This is a genomic window from Mycobacterium sp. IDUB_1 (assembly GCF_055419625.1).
The window spans coordinates 659603-673866 of the sequence record NZ_JBVAYA010000002.1 but is presented as its reverse complement, the minus strand read 5'-3'; the positions used below and the strand labels follow the sequence as shown (position 1 = coordinate 673866).

Sequence of the window (14264 nt, the reverse complement as noted above, 5' to 3'; positions counted from 1 at the left end):
CAGGTCAGCTCAGGCGTCCGGCATTCAGGCGCAGCGTCCTATCGACACCGATCGCCGTCAGGAACGTCTCGTCATGGCTCACCACGACGAACGCACCCCGATAGGCCTGGAGGGCCTGTTCGAGTTGGGCCACGCTGACGAGATCGAGGTTGTTGGTGGGTTCGTCGAGCAGCAGCAACTCAGGTGCGGGCTCGGCGAACAGCACGCACGCCAGCGTGGCGCGCAACCGCTCGCCGCCAGAGAGCGTGGACACCGCCCGATCGACCGCGTCGTCTCCGAACAGGAACTGCGCCAGCAGATGTCGGCGGCGTGTCACCGACAGCCCGGGTGCGTGGGTGGCGAGATTGTCGGCGAGCGTGGCGGTGTCGTCGAGCAGACCGAGCCGCTGCGACAGATACGCCACCCGGCCACCTGAGCGTTCCACCGTGCCGCGTTCGGGCGCGAGATCGCCGAGCAGCACCCGCAGCAGCGTGGTCTTTCCGCTGCCATTGGCGCCGGTGAGCGCGATCCGCTCGGGGCCGCGGATCGAGAACTCGACCCCGGCGAACCCATCGCGGTCATCGTGTGTGACCGCGATGTCGTTGCAGCGCAGAACCATACGACCTGCGGGAACGGCGGTGTCCGGCAGTTCGAGGGTGAGCGTGTCGTCGTCGCGCAGCAGCGCTTCGGCCTCGTCCAGCCGGGTCCGCGCGTCATCGATGCGCCGCGCATGCACGTCGTCGGTGCGTCCCGCGCTCACCTGGGCACGGCGCTTCATCGCTCCGGCAATGATTTTCGGTATACCCGCGTCGGGCAGTGCCCGCTTGGCGGCGCCGCTGCGCCGGTCGGCGCGCTCACGGGCCTGCTGGCGATCACGCTTCTGGCGTTTGAGGTGCTGCTCTGCCTGGCGGACCGCGCTGCGTGCCGTGTGCTCGGCCGCCTCCACGGCCTCCTGGTACGCGGTGAAGTTTCCGCCGTACGAGGTGATCTCGCCGCCGCGCAACTCGTCGATGCGGTCCATGCGGTCCAGCAGCACCCGGTCGTGGCTCACCAGCAGCAGGCACCCCGTGAAATCGCCGAGCGCCTCGTACAACCGGGCGCGCGCGTCGGCGTCGAGGTTGTTGGTGGGCTCGTCGAGGAGCAGGATCTCTCTGCGCTGCAGCAACTCTCGGGCAAGTCCGAGTGTGATGGCCTCTCCCCCGGACAGGGTGCGCAACGACCTGCGCAAGCCGATCTGTCCCAGCCCGAGACGGTCGAGCTGGGCGCGGGCGCGCTCCTCGACGTCCCAGTCGTCGCCAATGGTGGTGAACACCTCCTCACGAGAATCCCCGCCTGTCAACGCCTCCAGCGCGGCCAGCACGTCGGCGATGCCCAGGAGCTCAGCGACGGTGCGGTCGTCGAGCAGTGGCAGGGTCTGAGACAGGTAGCCGATTGTGCCGTCTGTGCTCACCGATCCGGCGGTAGGGACGAGCTCACCTGCAGCGAGGCGCAGCACCGTGCTCTTGCCGGTGCCGTTGGGTGCGACGAGCCCGGTGCGGCCGGGGCCGGCGGTGAAGGACAGGTCGGTGAACAGCGGAGTCTCGTCGGGCCAGGCGAACGAGACATGGGAGAAGACGATCGAAGACATGACGGAACTCTCGAGACGTGCGGGCAGATGGCACTTCAGTCGTCAGCGAGAGAGCATGGGTCCAGGGTAACCAGACCCGTCAACCGATTAAGTACCGCCGCAACGTCTCGGTGACCGCGGTGATCTGTGCGACCTCGACGTGTTCGTCGACGCGGTGCGCGGTATTCGGGTCTCCGGGGCCGTAGTTCACCGCCGGCACTCCCAGCGCCGCGAATCGGGACACGTCGGTCCAGCCGTACTTCGCGCGCACGGCGCCCCCGGCCGCCTGCACCAGCGCGGCCGCGGCGGGGCGTGTCAAGCCGGGCAGCGCACCGGCAGCAGAATCGGTCATCTCGAGGGTCACGTCCAGCCCGTCGAACACCTCCAGCACGTGTGCGTAGGCGGCGTCCACGGTGCGGTCGGGCGCGAAGCGGAAGTTCACCGTGACCGAGGCGACGTCGGGAATCACGTTGCCGGCGACGCCCCCGTCGATGCGCACCGCCGAGAGCCCTTCGCGGTAGACGCATCCGTCGATGTCGACGCTGCGGGCCTGATAGTGCTGCAGCCGGGTCAGGACCGGGGCCAGTTTGTGAATCGCGTTGTCGCCCAGCCACGATCGCGCCGAGTGCGCGCGCGTTCCCGTCGCCGTGAGGACGGCCCGCAGCGTGCCCTGGCAGCCGGCTTCGATGAGTCCTCCCGAAGGCTCGCCGAGGATCGCCACGTCGGCTCGCAGCCAGTCGGGCAGTTCGCGTTCGATGCGGCCGAGTCCGTTGGCCGACGCCTCGATCTCCTCGCAGTCGTAGAACACCAGCGTGAGGTCGTGTGCGGGTTCGGAGACCGTGGCGGCCAGATGCAGGAACACCGCATCACCGGACTTCATGTCCGAGGTGCCGCAACCGTAGAGGAGGTCGTCGTCGCGGCGGCTCGGAACGTTGTCGGCGGCGGGCACGGTGTCGGTGTGCCCGGCCAGCAGCACGCGCGACGGCTTGCCGTAGTCCGTACGCGCCAGCACCGCGTCGCCGTGGCGGACGATCTCGAAGCCGGTGGTCTGCGCGCGCAGCGCGGCTTCGATCTCGTCGGCGATGCGCGTCTCGTGCCGGGACTCGCTGGGGATGTCCACCAGCGCCGCGGTCAATGCGATCGGGTCACCGTGAAGGTCGAGCACGAGACACACGGTAGTCGGTTCGCTAGCGTGAGAGCGTCGCCGGACTGAGGAGCTCGATGACACCGCCGTCTGAGCAGGAACCGGATTACCGCTTCACCCTCGCCAACGAACGCACCTTCCTGGCGTGGATTCGTACCGCGTTGGCGCTGATCGCCGGCGGGGTGGCCGTCGTGCAGTTCGCGCCGGCGTTCGGGATCGCCGGGGCGCGGCATCTGCTGAGCGTGGTGCTGACCGCCGGCGGCGGCGTGCTCGCCGTGTCGGCCGTGCACCGGTGGCGGGTGGTGCAGGACGCGATGCGCCGCGGTGTCGATCTACCGCCCACCCGCATCCCCGCGGCGTTGGCCGCCGGCATCGCCGTCGTCGCGGTCGGCGTGCTGATGGTGTTGGTGGTCTGGCCCCCGACCGGGCACTGATGGGCACGGACGTGCCGGAGAAGCCGGGCTTGCAGACCGAAAGGACCCTGCTCTCATGGGAGCGCAGCGCCCTGGGCCTGCTGGTCGGCGGAGCGCTGATGCTGATCCGCCACCACGGCCCACCCATCCCGGGCGGGCCGTGGTTGGCGGCGTCAGCGGGCGTGCTCGCCGTCGCGGTGCTGGTACTCGGATACCGGCGGTCGCGCCGCATCCGCGGCCCCGACGCCGTCGAGGTGCCGACGTTGGAGGTCCGGGTACTCGGTTACGGGACAGCGGCATTCGCGGCGGCCGCCGCGGTGGCGCTGGCCCTCTCGCTGTGAGCCGTCAGTACTGGATGGCCTCGATGAGCGGCGACGGCTCGTCCATCAGCGCCCAGAACCGGTCCCGGATGGCCACGGTCATCGGACCGGGCTCTCCCGACCCGATCGGCTCACCGTCGAGGGTGTTGATCGGGGTGACACCGCCGGCGGTGGTGACCGCCATGATCTCGTCGGCGTCGTAGAGCTCGTGGCTGGTGACGTCACGCAACGTCGCCTCGATGCCCATCGCGTCGGCGATCTCGAACACGGTCTTGCGGGTGATGCCCGGCAGCGCGTTGCGTGACGGGGACGCCAGTACGCCGTCCTTGACGATGCACACGTTGAACCCGGGCCCCTCGGCCACGCAGCTGTCGGAGTCCAACAGGATCGCAGTGCGGGCACCGCGGTCCTTGGCTTCGAAGCTGGCCGCGGTGAGATCGCCCCACTGGTAGTTCTTGATCGTCGGGTCGACGGTGTTGCGGCCGGCGCGACGCACGTGGCGCGGGACGACGGCAGTGGTGCCGAAGATCTGCTCCTGGGGAGGGAACGCCCACAGGTAGGGAATCGCGTAGATGTACACCTGATGGGTGAGCTTGGTCAGGTCCTTCTCCCCCTTGCGCTTTCCGTAACCGCGGGTGACCGTCAGGTTGACGAAGGACTCCCGCAGCTGCGACATGCTCACGCACTTCTTGGTGATCTCGGCGAGTTCGTCCTTGCTCATCCCGGCGTCCAGGCGCAGCTTGCGGGCGCCGTCGAGCAGGCGGTCGAGGTGGTCACCGAGCCGGAAGATGTTGCCGTGCCAGACATGTGCGACGGTGTAGGTCAGGTCGGAGTGCCCGAACCCGGTGTCGAAGATCGAGATGCGCGCGTCCTCGGCGGGAATGAACTCGCCTTCGATCCAGGCGACGCCGCCGGCGTACGGGCTCGAGGTGTCCAGTTCGTAGTCGCTGTACTGGATCACCGAGCCGGGCGGGGTGTCCTCGCGGATGGCGCCGGGTTCGACAGCGACGAGATTGGACATTCCTGTGTCGGTAACAGTCATGGGAAGCAATGCCTTTCGGTTATCAGGGGTGGCGCTCAGAGATTGTGGGTCTTGGCGAACGTCGCACCCGCGTCACCGCGCGCCAGGCGCGATTTCAGGCCGGTGGCCCACCACAGCGCCGCGACGGCGACGATGCCGAGGAACACCCACTTGTTGCTGGTGAACTGCGGGAGGAAGAGCAGGGCTACCGCGACGGCGAGGAACACCACGAGCGCCGTCACGTAGAGCGGGAGCCGGAAGCGGCCGAGGTCGAAGGTGCCGGGCTCACCCGCGGGGATCGTGCCGCGCCGGTAGCCGACGATCAGCCCGATGGTCTGCAGGATGTAGACGAAGAAGAACAGCAGCGATGCGATGCCGATGATGTAGTTGAACGCCTTTTCGTTGACCAGCGCCGAGAGCAGGAGAGCCGTTGACAGGCAACCCAACCCGAGCACGGCGTAGGTCGGGGTCTTGCTCTTGGGCGACACGTGGCGCCACACGTGGGAGAACGGGAGCATGTTGTCGCGGGCCATCGAGTACGTGAGCCGAGTGGCCACCAGCATGTTGGCCAGCAGACAGGCCAGGATGTTGGTCAGTGCCACGGCCACCACGATCTTGGTGACGACGGGACCGGCCTGCTGGGTGATGATCTCTTCGATCGGCGCGGCCGAATTCGCCTCGACCGCAGCGGTGTCCTTGATGGCCAGCACGTACACCACGTACATCAGGAATTCGATGACGATCGAGGTGATGAGGGCGTAGAACATGGTCTTGGGCACCACCCGGCGGGCGTTCTTGGTCTCCTCGGCGACATCGGCCCCCGATTCGACTCCGATCAGGCCGAAGAACGGTCCCAGCGCGGCGGCGAGCCAGGCCAGCATGTAGGAGTCCTTGTCGCCGGACTGCCCGCCGGTGAACAGTGTCGAGATCGGCTGGTGGTTCTCCGGCGAGGAGAACGCGATGATCGCGATCAGTGCCGTGGCGCCGACGGTGATGACGAGTTCGAGGCTGACGCCGATGTTGTTGACCATCGTCGCGAACCGAACGCCGTAGATGTTGATGAGCACGCACACGAAGACCACCGCGATGGCCAGCAGGATCTGCGCGCTCTGGCTCATGCTCCAGCCGAACAACCCGCCGAGGTACCCCGACAGGATGAAGCCGACGCCGGTCATGCCGCAGACCCAGCCCAACAGCGCGATGACGCCGGTGAACCACGCGAGATTGGGCCCGTTGATCCGGCTGATCCACTGATAGGAGTAGCCGGCCAGCGGCAGCTTGGCCGTCAGATCGGCGGCGATGAACGTCCACAGCGTGAACACCGCGCCGGCCAGCAGCAGCGTCCACACGAACGGTGCGCCGGCGGTGAAGTAGCCGGCGCCGAAGCCGGTGAACACCGCGGTGGTGGCGCTGATCGTCGCGAACCCGATCGCGAACGATGCCAGCGTGCCGACCGAGCGGTCCAGCTTCTGGGTGTAGCCGAGTTCGGCGAGCACCGCGTCTTCGGTGTTCGTCTCGGGTGGGGATGAATGAGTAGGGCGGATGACTGCGTCGGTCATGGTCACTCCAGGTCACGCTGGGGGGATGGACACTCCAGGACAGACTTCCGCCATCTCGGCGTCACCGGAAGTTCGATGTTTTGATCTCGTCATAAACTGCGCTTATCACTCCGGTTCGGGTTCCCCGGTGCTCCACTGTTCGGCCACCAACCGGACGAGGGCGTCGGCCTGGGGCGTCAGGTTGCCGGGGTTCCAGGCGAGTGCGGTGTGGCTGGGCGGCCGGTCACTGATCGGGACGTAGGCGATGCCAGGCCGGTCGTAGAACCTGGCCACCGACGACGTCGTGAAGCTGATCCCGAGCCCGCGCGCGATCGCCGTCGTCTCGGCCTCGTAGGTGGCGGCCACCGCGGCGATGGTCGGCGGGCGGTTGCCCCGCACGTCCATCGCCAGCCAATAGTCGCGCCACGTGCCCGCTGTCAGCGGCGCGCACACGATCGGATCGTCGAGCAGCTCCATGACCGAGACCTCGGCGCGCCCCGAGAGTCGATGGTCGCGAGGCAGGCAGGCCACCCACGACTCGGAATCCAGCATCAGCATGCGGTGCTCAGGCAGGTCGACCGGCGGACGAATGATCGCCACTTCGGTGGTGCCCTCGGCGAGGCCCGCCGTCGGGTCCGCGAAGTCGAACTCGATGGGTTCGACCGTGACGTCGGGGTAGGCGGCCTCGAAGCGGCGCACCAGGCGGAATAGCAGATCGGCGCCGGTGCCGATGAGGTAGCCGACCCGCAGCACGCCGCGGCGGGTGCCCGAGAGCATGACGAGGTTGTCGACGACAGCGTCCACACCGGACAGCGCCTGCTGCACCTGGGGCAGCCAGGCCGCGCCGAGATCGGTGAGCGCGACCTCGCGGGTGTTGCGCCGGAACAGCACGACGCCGAAGTTCTGTTCGAGTTGCTTGATCGCGGTGGACAGCGCGGGCTGGGTGATGAACAGCTTCTCGGCTGCGCGCCGATAGTTCAGTTCCTGGCCGAGGACGGCGAAGTACCGCAGCTGGCGCAACGTCACGTCGGTGCTCGTGGTGCGCCTCCTCGTCAGGGTCGGGACCTGTGAGGCGATGCTAGGCGCACCGGTAGCCTGAAGCACCGTGACTTCAGGAGCATCAGGTATCGGTGTGGCGACGATCGCGGCCGACGGATCCGTTCTCGACGTGTGGTTCCCCGCGCCCGAGCTTTCGACCGAGGCAGACTCGGGGACCGTGCGGCTGTCGGTGGCCGAGGTGCCCGCCGAACTGGCCGAACTCGCCGGCCGCGATGACGACCGCGACGTCGAGACGGTGCTGGTGCGCACCACGATCGGGTCGCTGGAGGACAAGGCCGTCGACGCCTATGACGCCTACCTGCGTCTGCACCTGCTCTCGCACCGACTGGTGGCGCCGCATGGGCTCAACGCCGACGGATTCTTCGGCGTGCTCACCAACGTCGTGTGGACCAACTACGGGCCATGCGCCATTGAGGGATTCGAGATAGTACGAGCCCGGTTGCGTCGCCGTGGCCCCGTCACCGTTTACGGCGTGGACAAGTTCCCCCGGATGGTGGATTACGTGATGCCGGCCGGGGTGCGGATCGCCGACGCGGATCGGGTGCGCCTCGGTGCGCACCTGGCGTCCGGGACGACGGTCATGCACGAGGGCTTCGTGAACTACAACGCCGGCACGCTGGGCAGCTCGATGGTCGAGGGCCGCATCTCGGCAGGCGTGGTGGTCGGCGACGGCTCCGATGTCGGTGGCGGCGCGTCGATCATGGGCACTCTCTCCGGTGGTGGCACGCAGGTGATCTCGGTCGGGAAGCGTTGCCTGCTGGGCGCCAATGCGGGCCTGGGCATCTCGCTGGGCGACGACTGCGTGATCGAGGCCGGGCTCTACGTCACCGCAGGCACCAAGGTCACCACCGCGGACGGGAAGACGGTCAAGGCTCGTGAACTCTCGGGCGCGAACAACCTTCTGTTCCGGCGTAATTCGGTGACAGGCGCGGTCGAAGTCGTCAAGCGCGATGGCACCGGCATCACGCTGAACGACGCCCTGCACGCCAACTAGTCCCGCCAGTTCGGCGAGCGCTCGTGTTTGTACGTCGACACGCCGCGCGCGCTGGCAGTCTCCGCGCGCTCGGCGCGCGCGAGCGCGCATCGGGCGCCCGTGACCGAACTCTGACGAACACGCCGCAGCCACGGGAATCCGTTTACCACCCCCGGCGCGTGGGGATTGTCTTCGAAACCACGTCGACAGGAGTCACCCATGGCGGCGAGCGGCGAGCACGAGACAGCGCTTCCTCCCGACCCGGACCCCAGCGACACGACCGGCCTCGCTGAGGGCGGCAGTGTCCAGCCGGGCGATACGCCGCCAGATTCGGGTTCTCTGTCGGCGTCGGCGAACCAGGACCCGCCGCCCAAACGCCGGTTCACACCGGTGGCGATCGCGGGCATGGCCGCCGCCGCACTCATCGCCGTTCTCTTTCTCATCGTCGCGGTCGTCTACGGATTGCAGGTGTTCGGACTGATGGACCGGTGGTGAACCGGCGCGCGTAAGGTCAGGCGCCCCGCCGGTCCACCCACGCCGCCAGCGCGTCCGGCGTCGTCACATGGTCGAGTCCCGCGATCACAGCGCCCTGCAGCGGCCCGTCCTCGCCGTGCTGGGCATCGCGGACCGCAGGCGGCGACGCCTTCCGGAACGCCATCAGCCCGTCACGGAAGGCAGCGTCGAACGCATCGCCGGCCTGTGCGCGCACCAAGGCGGCTACCCCGCCGAGCGTCACGACCTGCGGGTCGTGCAGATTGACCAGTGCTCCGATGCCACGGCCCAGAGACGTCGCCACCCGCTCGAACGCTTTGTGAGACAACGCGTCCCGATGTGCGGTGAGGACACGGACATAACCCACCGGATCGGCGGGCTCCGGCTCGCCGAGGTGACGCGCCAGCGCCCGGCCGTCCACGGTCAGATCCCAGCAGCCCCGCGCCCCGCACGGGCACTCGCGGTCGAGGTCTCCGAACGGAATGTGGCCGTACTCCCCCGCCGCTCCGTGCGCGCCTGCGACCGGATCACCGTTGACCACCAGCGCCCCGCCGATGCCCTTCGCGACCATCAGATGCAGTGCCGTCGTCACGCCGCGCGCAGCACCGGTGCGGGCCTCGGCCAACCCCGCCAGGGTTGCGTCGTTGCCGAGCAGCACGGCCACCCGTCGTGGGATCCTCGCGGTCAGGACCGCGAGGTCGACATCTCGCGAACCCCGGGCGGTGAACTGGACGAGCCTGGCCTCGCTGACCGTGCCTGCCACCGACACCGAGAGCGCCGCAACACGATCGGCGTGCCGGCGATACGCCACGCCGATCGCGCGCGACATCGCTGTCAACGCACCGCCGAGATCGTCACCGGCATAGGCCTCGTGCGCGACGATCTCAGGGCGGCCGTCCACACCGGCGACCGCCAGCCGCCAATCGGCAGCCCCCAGGTCAGCCGCCAGGATCAGCGGGCCCTCGGGGTGGGCGGCCAGCACCGCGGTCGGGCGGCCACGCCCCTGCGCCGCCGCGGGGGCCTCGTCGAGCAGGCGGGCCTTCCGCAACCGCGCGGCCAACTCGCTGGCGCTGCCGCTGCCGATGCCGAGACGCGCCGCTGCGGCGGCGCGCGTGATCCCGCGTTCGTCCCGCATCACCGCGAGGAGCTGCGCGGCGGTGAGCCAACGCAACCGTTCGGCGTGCGCAGAGACCATGCGCGATACTCCTTTTGAATAAACTCGGCTTCCGAGTATATTAAGCACACGTGACTCTGACAGCCGACCAGGACACGACGCGCGGTCTGCGCGACGCCCTGCCCGCCCTGCTCTCGCTGGCATTGGCCTCGGCACTCGCGGTCACCACCGAGATGCTGCCGGTGGGGCTGCTCCCCGACCTGGGCTCGGCGTTCGGCGTCTCCGCGTCGACCACCGGCCTTCTCGTAGGGCTCTACGCGGTGATGGTGGCGGTGTTCGCCGTACCGCTGACGATGGCCACCTCCCAGTTCCCCCGTAAACCGCTCCTGATGACCACGATCGCCGGCTATGTGGTGAGCAACACAGTGGTCGCACTCGCCCCCACCTTCGCCGTCGTCGCCGTCGGCCGCGCCGTCGGCGGCCTCACCCACGCACTGTTCTTCGCGTTGTTGATCGGCTACACCCCGCGGCTGGTGTCACGTGCGCAGGTGGGCCGGGCGCTGGCGATCGCCGGCAGCGGTGTCTCCGCCGGCCTGGTGCTGGGCGTGCCGCTGCTGACCTCGCTCGGGGCGGCGGCCGGTTGGCGCGCCTCGTTCATCGCACTGGCGGTGGCGTCGGTCGCGACGTTCGTGCTCGTCGGTGTCGTGCTCCCGGCGGTGGCCAACACCCTGCCGACCAGCAAGCCCGAGCCCGGGCGCCGCGGCATGCTCGCCGCCGTGTCCGCGTCCAACCTGGTGGTCTTCGTCGGCCACTTCAGTGCCTACACCTTCATCAGCCTGCTGCTGCTGTCCAGCGGCGTCGGGCCGGCGTTCATCGGACCGATACTGCTCGGCTGCGGCGCGTGCGGGCTGATCGGACTCTGGTACGCCGGCAAGGGACTCGATCGCAATCCCCGCCGCACCACCCTGATCCTGCTGCTGGCCACCGTGGCGGCCGTGGTGCTGCTCGGACTCGGCTGGCCGGCGCTGGTGGCTGTCCTCGGCGCGACGGCGCTGTGGTGCGCCGCGTTCGGCGGGGTTCCATCGATCTATCAGGCCTGCGCGGTGCGCACCCACGCGGTGTCGCCGGAACGTGCCGGGGCATGGGTCAACGCGACGGCCAACGTGGGGATCGCCGGTGGATCCGCGCTGGGTGCGATGCTGCTGGACCGGGCCGGGCTGGGGGCGCTGCCGTGGGTCGCGGTGGCCTTGATCATCTGCGGAACGGTCATTGCCGCGGTGTCGCGCAAAGCCTTTCCGGCTCAGCCCTAGTTCAGCCGGCGGCGTTGGGCCGCAGCGGCGGGCAGTTACCCTGCGCGTCGACGGCCAACTCGAAGTGCCAGATCTCGTTGGCATAGATCTGGCATAGTCCGAACTGCTTGCCGTTGGCGATGAGCCATTCATCGGCCGCGGGCGGCCCGATGTCGACCGCTTCGCCCTGGACGTGACGGGACACCTCCGGCGTGGCCACGAACTGCGCCGCGGCTGCCACACTGCCGTAGCTGCGTACCGCGTCGTCGAACAGCCGCTGTTGGAAGCCTTTCGAGCGCCAGCCCGAGGTGATGCGGATGTCGATACCCGCCGGCTGCGCAGCCCGCGTGGCGTCCTGAACGGCCCGCACGAGAGCCGGATTCATCTGCGAGAGAATCGGGTTGGCGGTGTCGAACGGTGACAGCGTGGTGCCGTCGGGCAACCAGCCGCCCGTGGTGTCGACGGCCGCCGACCCGATGGACAGCGGTTCGACGGGCGGGGGTGGCGCGGCGGGTTCGGGTGGCGGGGGCGCGACGATGCTGGTCTGGACGAGCATGACCTGCGGCTGCGACGGCGGTGACTGCTGGGGCGCGTAAGCACAGGCCGCGACGGTCAGCGCGCACCCGATCGCCGCGAGCGCGCGTGTTCTGCCAGATGAGCGCGGCGTGTTGCGTGCAGACACGCTCCCTCGCCGGACCGACATCAGAACTCCTGCAGCAGTTGCTTTTTCAGCACCTTGCCCATGCCGTTGCGGGGCAATGCATCGACGATGCGCACCTCCCGCGGCCGCTTGTGCACCGAAAGCTCCTGCGCGACATGCTCGATCAGCTCATCAGGTGAAGCGTCGCCGACCACGAATGCGACGATCCGTTGCCCGAGATCGGCATCCGGCGCCCCGACGACCGCGACTTCACTCACCCCGGCATGCGCGAGCAGCACGGTCTCGATCTCGCCGGCACCGATACGGAAGCCCCCACTCTTGATGAGGTCGACCGATTCGCGGCCCACGATGCGGTGCATACCTGCCGCGTCGATCACCGCGACGTCGCCGGTGTGGTACCAACCGTCGTCGCCGAGCACCTCCGCCGTGGCGTCGGGCCGGTTCAGGTACCCGTCGAACAGTGTGGGGCTCTGCAGATACAGCGCGCCGATCGTCTCACCGTCGTGGGGGGCGATCGTCCCGTCCTCGGCGACGATCTTCGTGTTCACGCCGTCCAGCGGAAGACCCACCCACCCCGGCCTGCGTTCGCCGGATGCCAACGTGCTCAACGTGATCAGCGATTCGGTACTTCCGTACCGTTCCACCGCCTGGTGGCCGCTGAGCTCGGCCAGCCCGTCGAACACCGGCACCGGCAGCGCCGCACTCCCCGACACCAGCAGTCGCGCCGGCGTCATCGCCCGGGCGGCGTCGCCGTCGTCGACGATGCGGGACCACACCGTGGGCACCCCGAACACCAGGGTGCCGCCGGCGGACACCGCCTGCGCGTAGTTCTGCGGCGACGGCTTGCCGGTGTGGACGAAGCGATTGCCGATGCGCAGCGAGCCGAGCAGGCCGAGCACGAGCCCGTGCACGTGGTACAGCGGCAGCCCGTGCACCAGCGTGTCCTCGGCCGTCCACTCCCAGGCCGCGGCGAGCATGTCGATGTCGGCCGCGATCGCCCGGCGACTGACCAGCACGCCTTTGGGCGCTCCGGTGGTGCCCGAGGTGTAGATGATCAGCGCCGTCGCGTCCGCGGGGGGTTCGGCGTAGCGGTGCCAGGACCGGGCGTGCATCCGCACGGGAATGTGCGGCAGGCCCCCGGTGTCCTCGGGCAGCTCCCCCAGCCAGGCCTGGGCACCGGAATCGCTGAGGATGTGGCGGCGCTCGGCAGCGCCCACGTCGGCGGGCACCGGGACCACGGGCACGCCGGCGATCAGCGCGCCGACGACGGCCAGCACGGTGGCGGCGGTCGGCCGGGCGAGCACGGCAACCGTCGTAGCACCTGCGACGCGTTCGGCGACCGAAGTGGCTGCGCCGACGAGGTCGCTTCGGCTCAGCGTCACGCCGTCGATCCGCACCGCGTCGTCGATATCGGCTCCGGCAGCCACCGCGGCAGGGTTCAGAGAGGCCAGCAGCACCCACTGAGGCTACCCGGCCGGGCCTGACCTACTCGGCGATACTGGGGCCATGGAGCCGATCCGGGCGCTCGCGTCACGCGAGATCTATCAGAACAACTGGTTGACGATCCGCGAGGACGACATCGCGCGCCCCGACGGCAGCCGCGGGATCTATGCCGTCGTCGACAAGCCCACCTACGCGCTGGTGATCCCGCGCGATGGTGACCGGTTCCACCTCGTCGAGCAGTTCCGCTACCCACTGGGATTGCGGCGCTGGGAGTTCCCGCAGGGAACCGCCCCGGACCGCGCCCACCTCGAGCCGGCCGAACTGGCCGCCCGCGAGCTCCGTGAGGAGACGGGTCTGACAGCGCAGACGCTGACCGAACTCGGCCTGCTCGACGTCGCGCCGGGGATGAGCAGCCAGCGCGGCCGGGTGTTCCTGGCCACGGGCATCACCGAGGGTCCGCACGAGCGTGAACACGAGGACAGGACATGCGCAGCGCGTGGTTTGCGCGCGCCGATGTCGAGCAGATGATGCGCGACGGCGTCATCACCGATGCGCAGTCGATGGCGGCGTGGACGTTGATGCTGCTCGCCGGCGGGTGACGAGCCCGCGGACGAGATCAAGCCGTGACGCAACCGTGCCCGTGTCGGCGGGGATGAGTGTCGGTGCGCGGAGATACCGTTCACAAGTAACTGGAAAATTACTGTGAGGGACCATGTCTGCCCGACGGACCGCCTGCGCGTCAGCGTTGCTCGTCGCCGCCGCGTGCGTCCATCCCGCCGCCACGGCAACGGCCTCCCTCCCCGACTGGTCCGGGCCCTACACGGTGATCACGTTCGCGTCGAACAAGCTGGGCACCAGCATCGCCGCCCGCCAGCCGGAGCCTGACTTCCGCGCCCAGTACACGTTCAACACGTCCTGCGCGGGCACATGCGTGGCGACGGCGAATGACGGTCCGGCCCCGAGCAATCCGACGGTGCCGCAGCCGAGCCGCTACACGTGGGACGGCAAGCAGTGGGTGTTCAACTACAACTGGCAGTGGGAGTGCTACCGCGGCGACGATGTGCCCCGCGAGTACGTGCCCGCCCGCTCACTGGTGTTCTACGCACCGACGTTGGACGGTTCGATGTACGGCAGCTGGCGCACCGAGATCCTCGAGGGCGTCTGCAAGGGCACCGTGATCATGCCGGTCGCGGCGTACCCGGCCTGAGTGCC

Annotated in this window: 14 protein-coding genes and 1 pseudogene; 7 read left to right on the top strand and 8 right to left on the bottom strand. The window is 69.0% G+C overall.

The genetic code is table 11. The annotated features are described in order from the left end of the window. Positions 1–4: 4 nt before the first annotated feature. Together ACZYYX_RS16290 and dapE are read right to left on the bottom strand one after the other, a co-directional pair. Positions 5–1606 (bottom strand): ABC-F family ATP-binding cassette domain-containing protein, encoded by a 1602-nt coding sequence (locus ACZYYX_RS16290; RefSeq protein WP_463815572.1) that lies wholly within the window; start codon positions 1604–1606, stop codon positions 5–7. A gap of 79 nt (positions 1607–1685) precedes the next feature. Then, entirely contained in the window at positions 1686–2750 is a 1065-nt protein-coding gene (gene dapE, locus ACZYYX_RS16285; RefSeq protein WP_463815571.1) for a succinyl-diaminopimelate desuccinylase, read from the bottom strand. Between the two features lie 56 nt (positions 2751–2806). Here dapE and ACZYYX_RS16280 point away from each other — a divergent pair, with 56 nt between their 5' ends. Together ACZYYX_RS16280 and ACZYYX_RS16275 are read left to right on the top strand one after the other, a co-directional pair. Then, positions 2807–3163: a YidH family protein gene (locus tag ACZYYX_RS16280; RefSeq protein WP_463815570.1), complete on the top strand. Its 357-nt coding sequence runs from the start codon at positions 2807–2809 to the stop codon at positions 3161–3163. Further along, positions 3163–3483: a DUF202 domain-containing protein gene (locus tag ACZYYX_RS16275; RefSeq protein ID WP_463815569.1), complete on the top strand. Its 321-nt coding sequence runs from the start codon at positions 3163–3165 to the stop codon at positions 3481–3483. The genes ACZYYX_RS16280 and ACZYYX_RS16275 overlap by 1 nt, the downstream gene beginning before the upstream one ends. A gap of 4 nt (positions 3484–3487) precedes the next feature. Here ACZYYX_RS16275 and ACZYYX_RS16270 read toward each other — a convergent pair whose 3' ends face one another. The 3 genes from ACZYYX_RS16270 to ACZYYX_RS16260 form a co-directional block, all read right to left on the bottom strand. Continuing rightward, positions 3488–4483 carry an aminotransferase class IV gene (locus ACZYYX_RS16270; protein ID WP_463815568.1) on the bottom strand — a complete coding sequence of 332 codons (996 nt, stop codon included), beginning with the start codon at positions 4481–4483 and terminating at the stop codon, positions 3488–3490. A 56-nt stretch (positions 4484–4539) separates the two neighbouring features. Further along, positions 4540–6042, bottom strand: a complete 1503-nt coding sequence (locus ACZYYX_RS16265) for an APC family permease (RefSeq protein WP_463815567.1) — start codon at positions 6040–6042, stop codon at positions 4540–4542. 105 nt (positions 6043–6147) lie between these two features. Next, complete coding sequence (locus ACZYYX_RS16260; RefSeq protein WP_463815566.1) at positions 6148–7047, bottom strand: LysR family transcriptional regulator; 900 nt, start codon at positions 7045–7047, stop codon at positions 6148–6150. A gap of 79 nt (positions 7048–7126) precedes the next feature. Here ACZYYX_RS16260 and dapD point away from each other — a divergent pair, with 79 nt between their 5' ends. Together dapD and ACZYYX_RS16250 are read left to right on the top strand one after the other, a co-directional pair. Next, positions 7127–8074 carry a 2,3,4,5-tetrahydropyridine-2,6-dicarboxylate N-succinyltransferase gene (gene dapD, locus ACZYYX_RS16255; protein ID WP_463815564.1) on the top strand — a complete coding sequence of 316 codons (948 nt, stop codon included), beginning with the start codon at positions 7127–7129 and terminating at the stop codon, positions 8072–8074. Between the two features lie 198 nt (positions 8075–8272). Continuing rightward, positions 8273–8548 carry a DUF6480 family protein gene (locus tag ACZYYX_RS16250; RefSeq protein ID WP_463815562.1) on the top strand — a complete coding sequence of 92 codons (276 nt, stop codon included), beginning with the start codon at positions 8273–8275 and terminating at the stop codon, positions 8546–8548. Positions 8549–8564: 16 nt separating this feature from the next. Here ACZYYX_RS16250 and ACZYYX_RS16245 read toward each other — a convergent pair whose 3' ends face one another. Next, entirely contained in the window at positions 8565–9740 is a 1176-nt protein-coding gene (locus ACZYYX_RS16245) for an ROK family transcriptional regulator (RefSeq protein ID WP_463815561.1), read from the bottom strand. Between the two features lie 50 nt (positions 9741–9790). Between ACZYYX_RS16245 and ACZYYX_RS16240 the strand changes: the two genes are divergently transcribed. Beyond that, entirely contained in the window at positions 9791–10969 is a 1179-nt protein-coding gene (locus ACZYYX_RS16240; RefSeq protein WP_463815559.1) for an MFS transporter, read from the top strand. 1 nt (position 10970) lies between these two features. Here ACZYYX_RS16240 and ACZYYX_RS16235 read toward each other — a convergent pair whose 3' ends face one another. Beyond that, positions 10971–11630: a M15 family metallopeptidase gene (locus tag ACZYYX_RS16235; protein ID WP_463815558.1), complete on the bottom strand. Its 660-nt coding sequence runs from the start codon at positions 11628–11630 to the stop codon at positions 10971–10973. A gap of 20 nt (positions 11631–11650) precedes the next feature. Next, on the bottom strand, positions 11651–13066 hold the full coding sequence (locus ACZYYX_RS16230) for an acyl-CoA synthetase (protein WP_463815557.1): 1416 nt from the start codon (positions 13064–13066) through the stop codon (positions 11651–11653). Positions 13067–13115: 49 nt separating this feature from the next. On the opposite strand from ACZYYX_RS16230, the pseudogene ACZYYX_RS16225 reads away from it, so the two are divergent. Then, positions 13116–13651: pseudogene (locus ACZYYX_RS16225) on the top strand (NUDIX domain-containing protein). Between the two features lie 113 nt (positions 13652–13764). Continuing rightward, positions 13765–14259 carry an Rv2253 family sensor-like surface protein gene (locus ACZYYX_RS16220; RefSeq protein ID WP_463815556.1) on the top strand — a complete coding sequence of 165 codons (495 nt, stop codon included), beginning with the start codon at positions 13765–13767 and terminating at the stop codon, positions 14257–14259. Positions 14260–14264: the final 5 nt, after the last annotated feature.

Coding starts and splice junctions, on each gene's coding strand:
- ACZYYX_RS16220 (WP_463815556.1), top strand. CDS start 13,765: ATGTCTGCCCGACGGACCGCCTGCGCGTCAGCGTTGCTCGTCGCCGCC.
- ACZYYX_RS16280 (WP_463815570.1), top strand. CDS start 2,807: ATGACACCGCCGTCTGAGCAGGAACCGGATTACCGCTTCACCCTCGCC.
- ACZYYX_RS16270 (WP_463815568.1), bottom strand. CDS start 4,483: ATGTCCAATCTCGTCGCTGTCGAACCCGGCGCCATCCGCGAGGACACC.
- ACZYYX_RS16250 (WP_463815562.1), top strand. CDS start 8,273: ATGGCGGCGAGCGGCGAGCACGAGACAGCGCTTCCTCCCGACCCGGAC.
- ACZYYX_RS16265 (WP_463815567.1), bottom strand. CDS start 6,042: ATGACCGACGCAGTCATCCGCCCTACTCATTCATCCCCACCCGAGACG.
- ACZYYX_RS16245 (WP_463815561.1), bottom strand. CDS start 9,740: ATGGTCTCTGCGCACGCCGAACGGTTGCGTTGGCTCACCGCCGCGCAG.
- ACZYYX_RS16275 (WP_463815569.1), top strand. CDS start 3,163: ATGGGCACGGACGTGCCGGAGAAGCCGGGCTTGCAGACCGAAAGGACC.
- ACZYYX_RS16290 (WP_463815572.1), bottom strand. CDS start 1,606: ATGTCTTCGATCGTCTTCTCCCATGTCTCGTTCGCCTGGCCCGACGAG.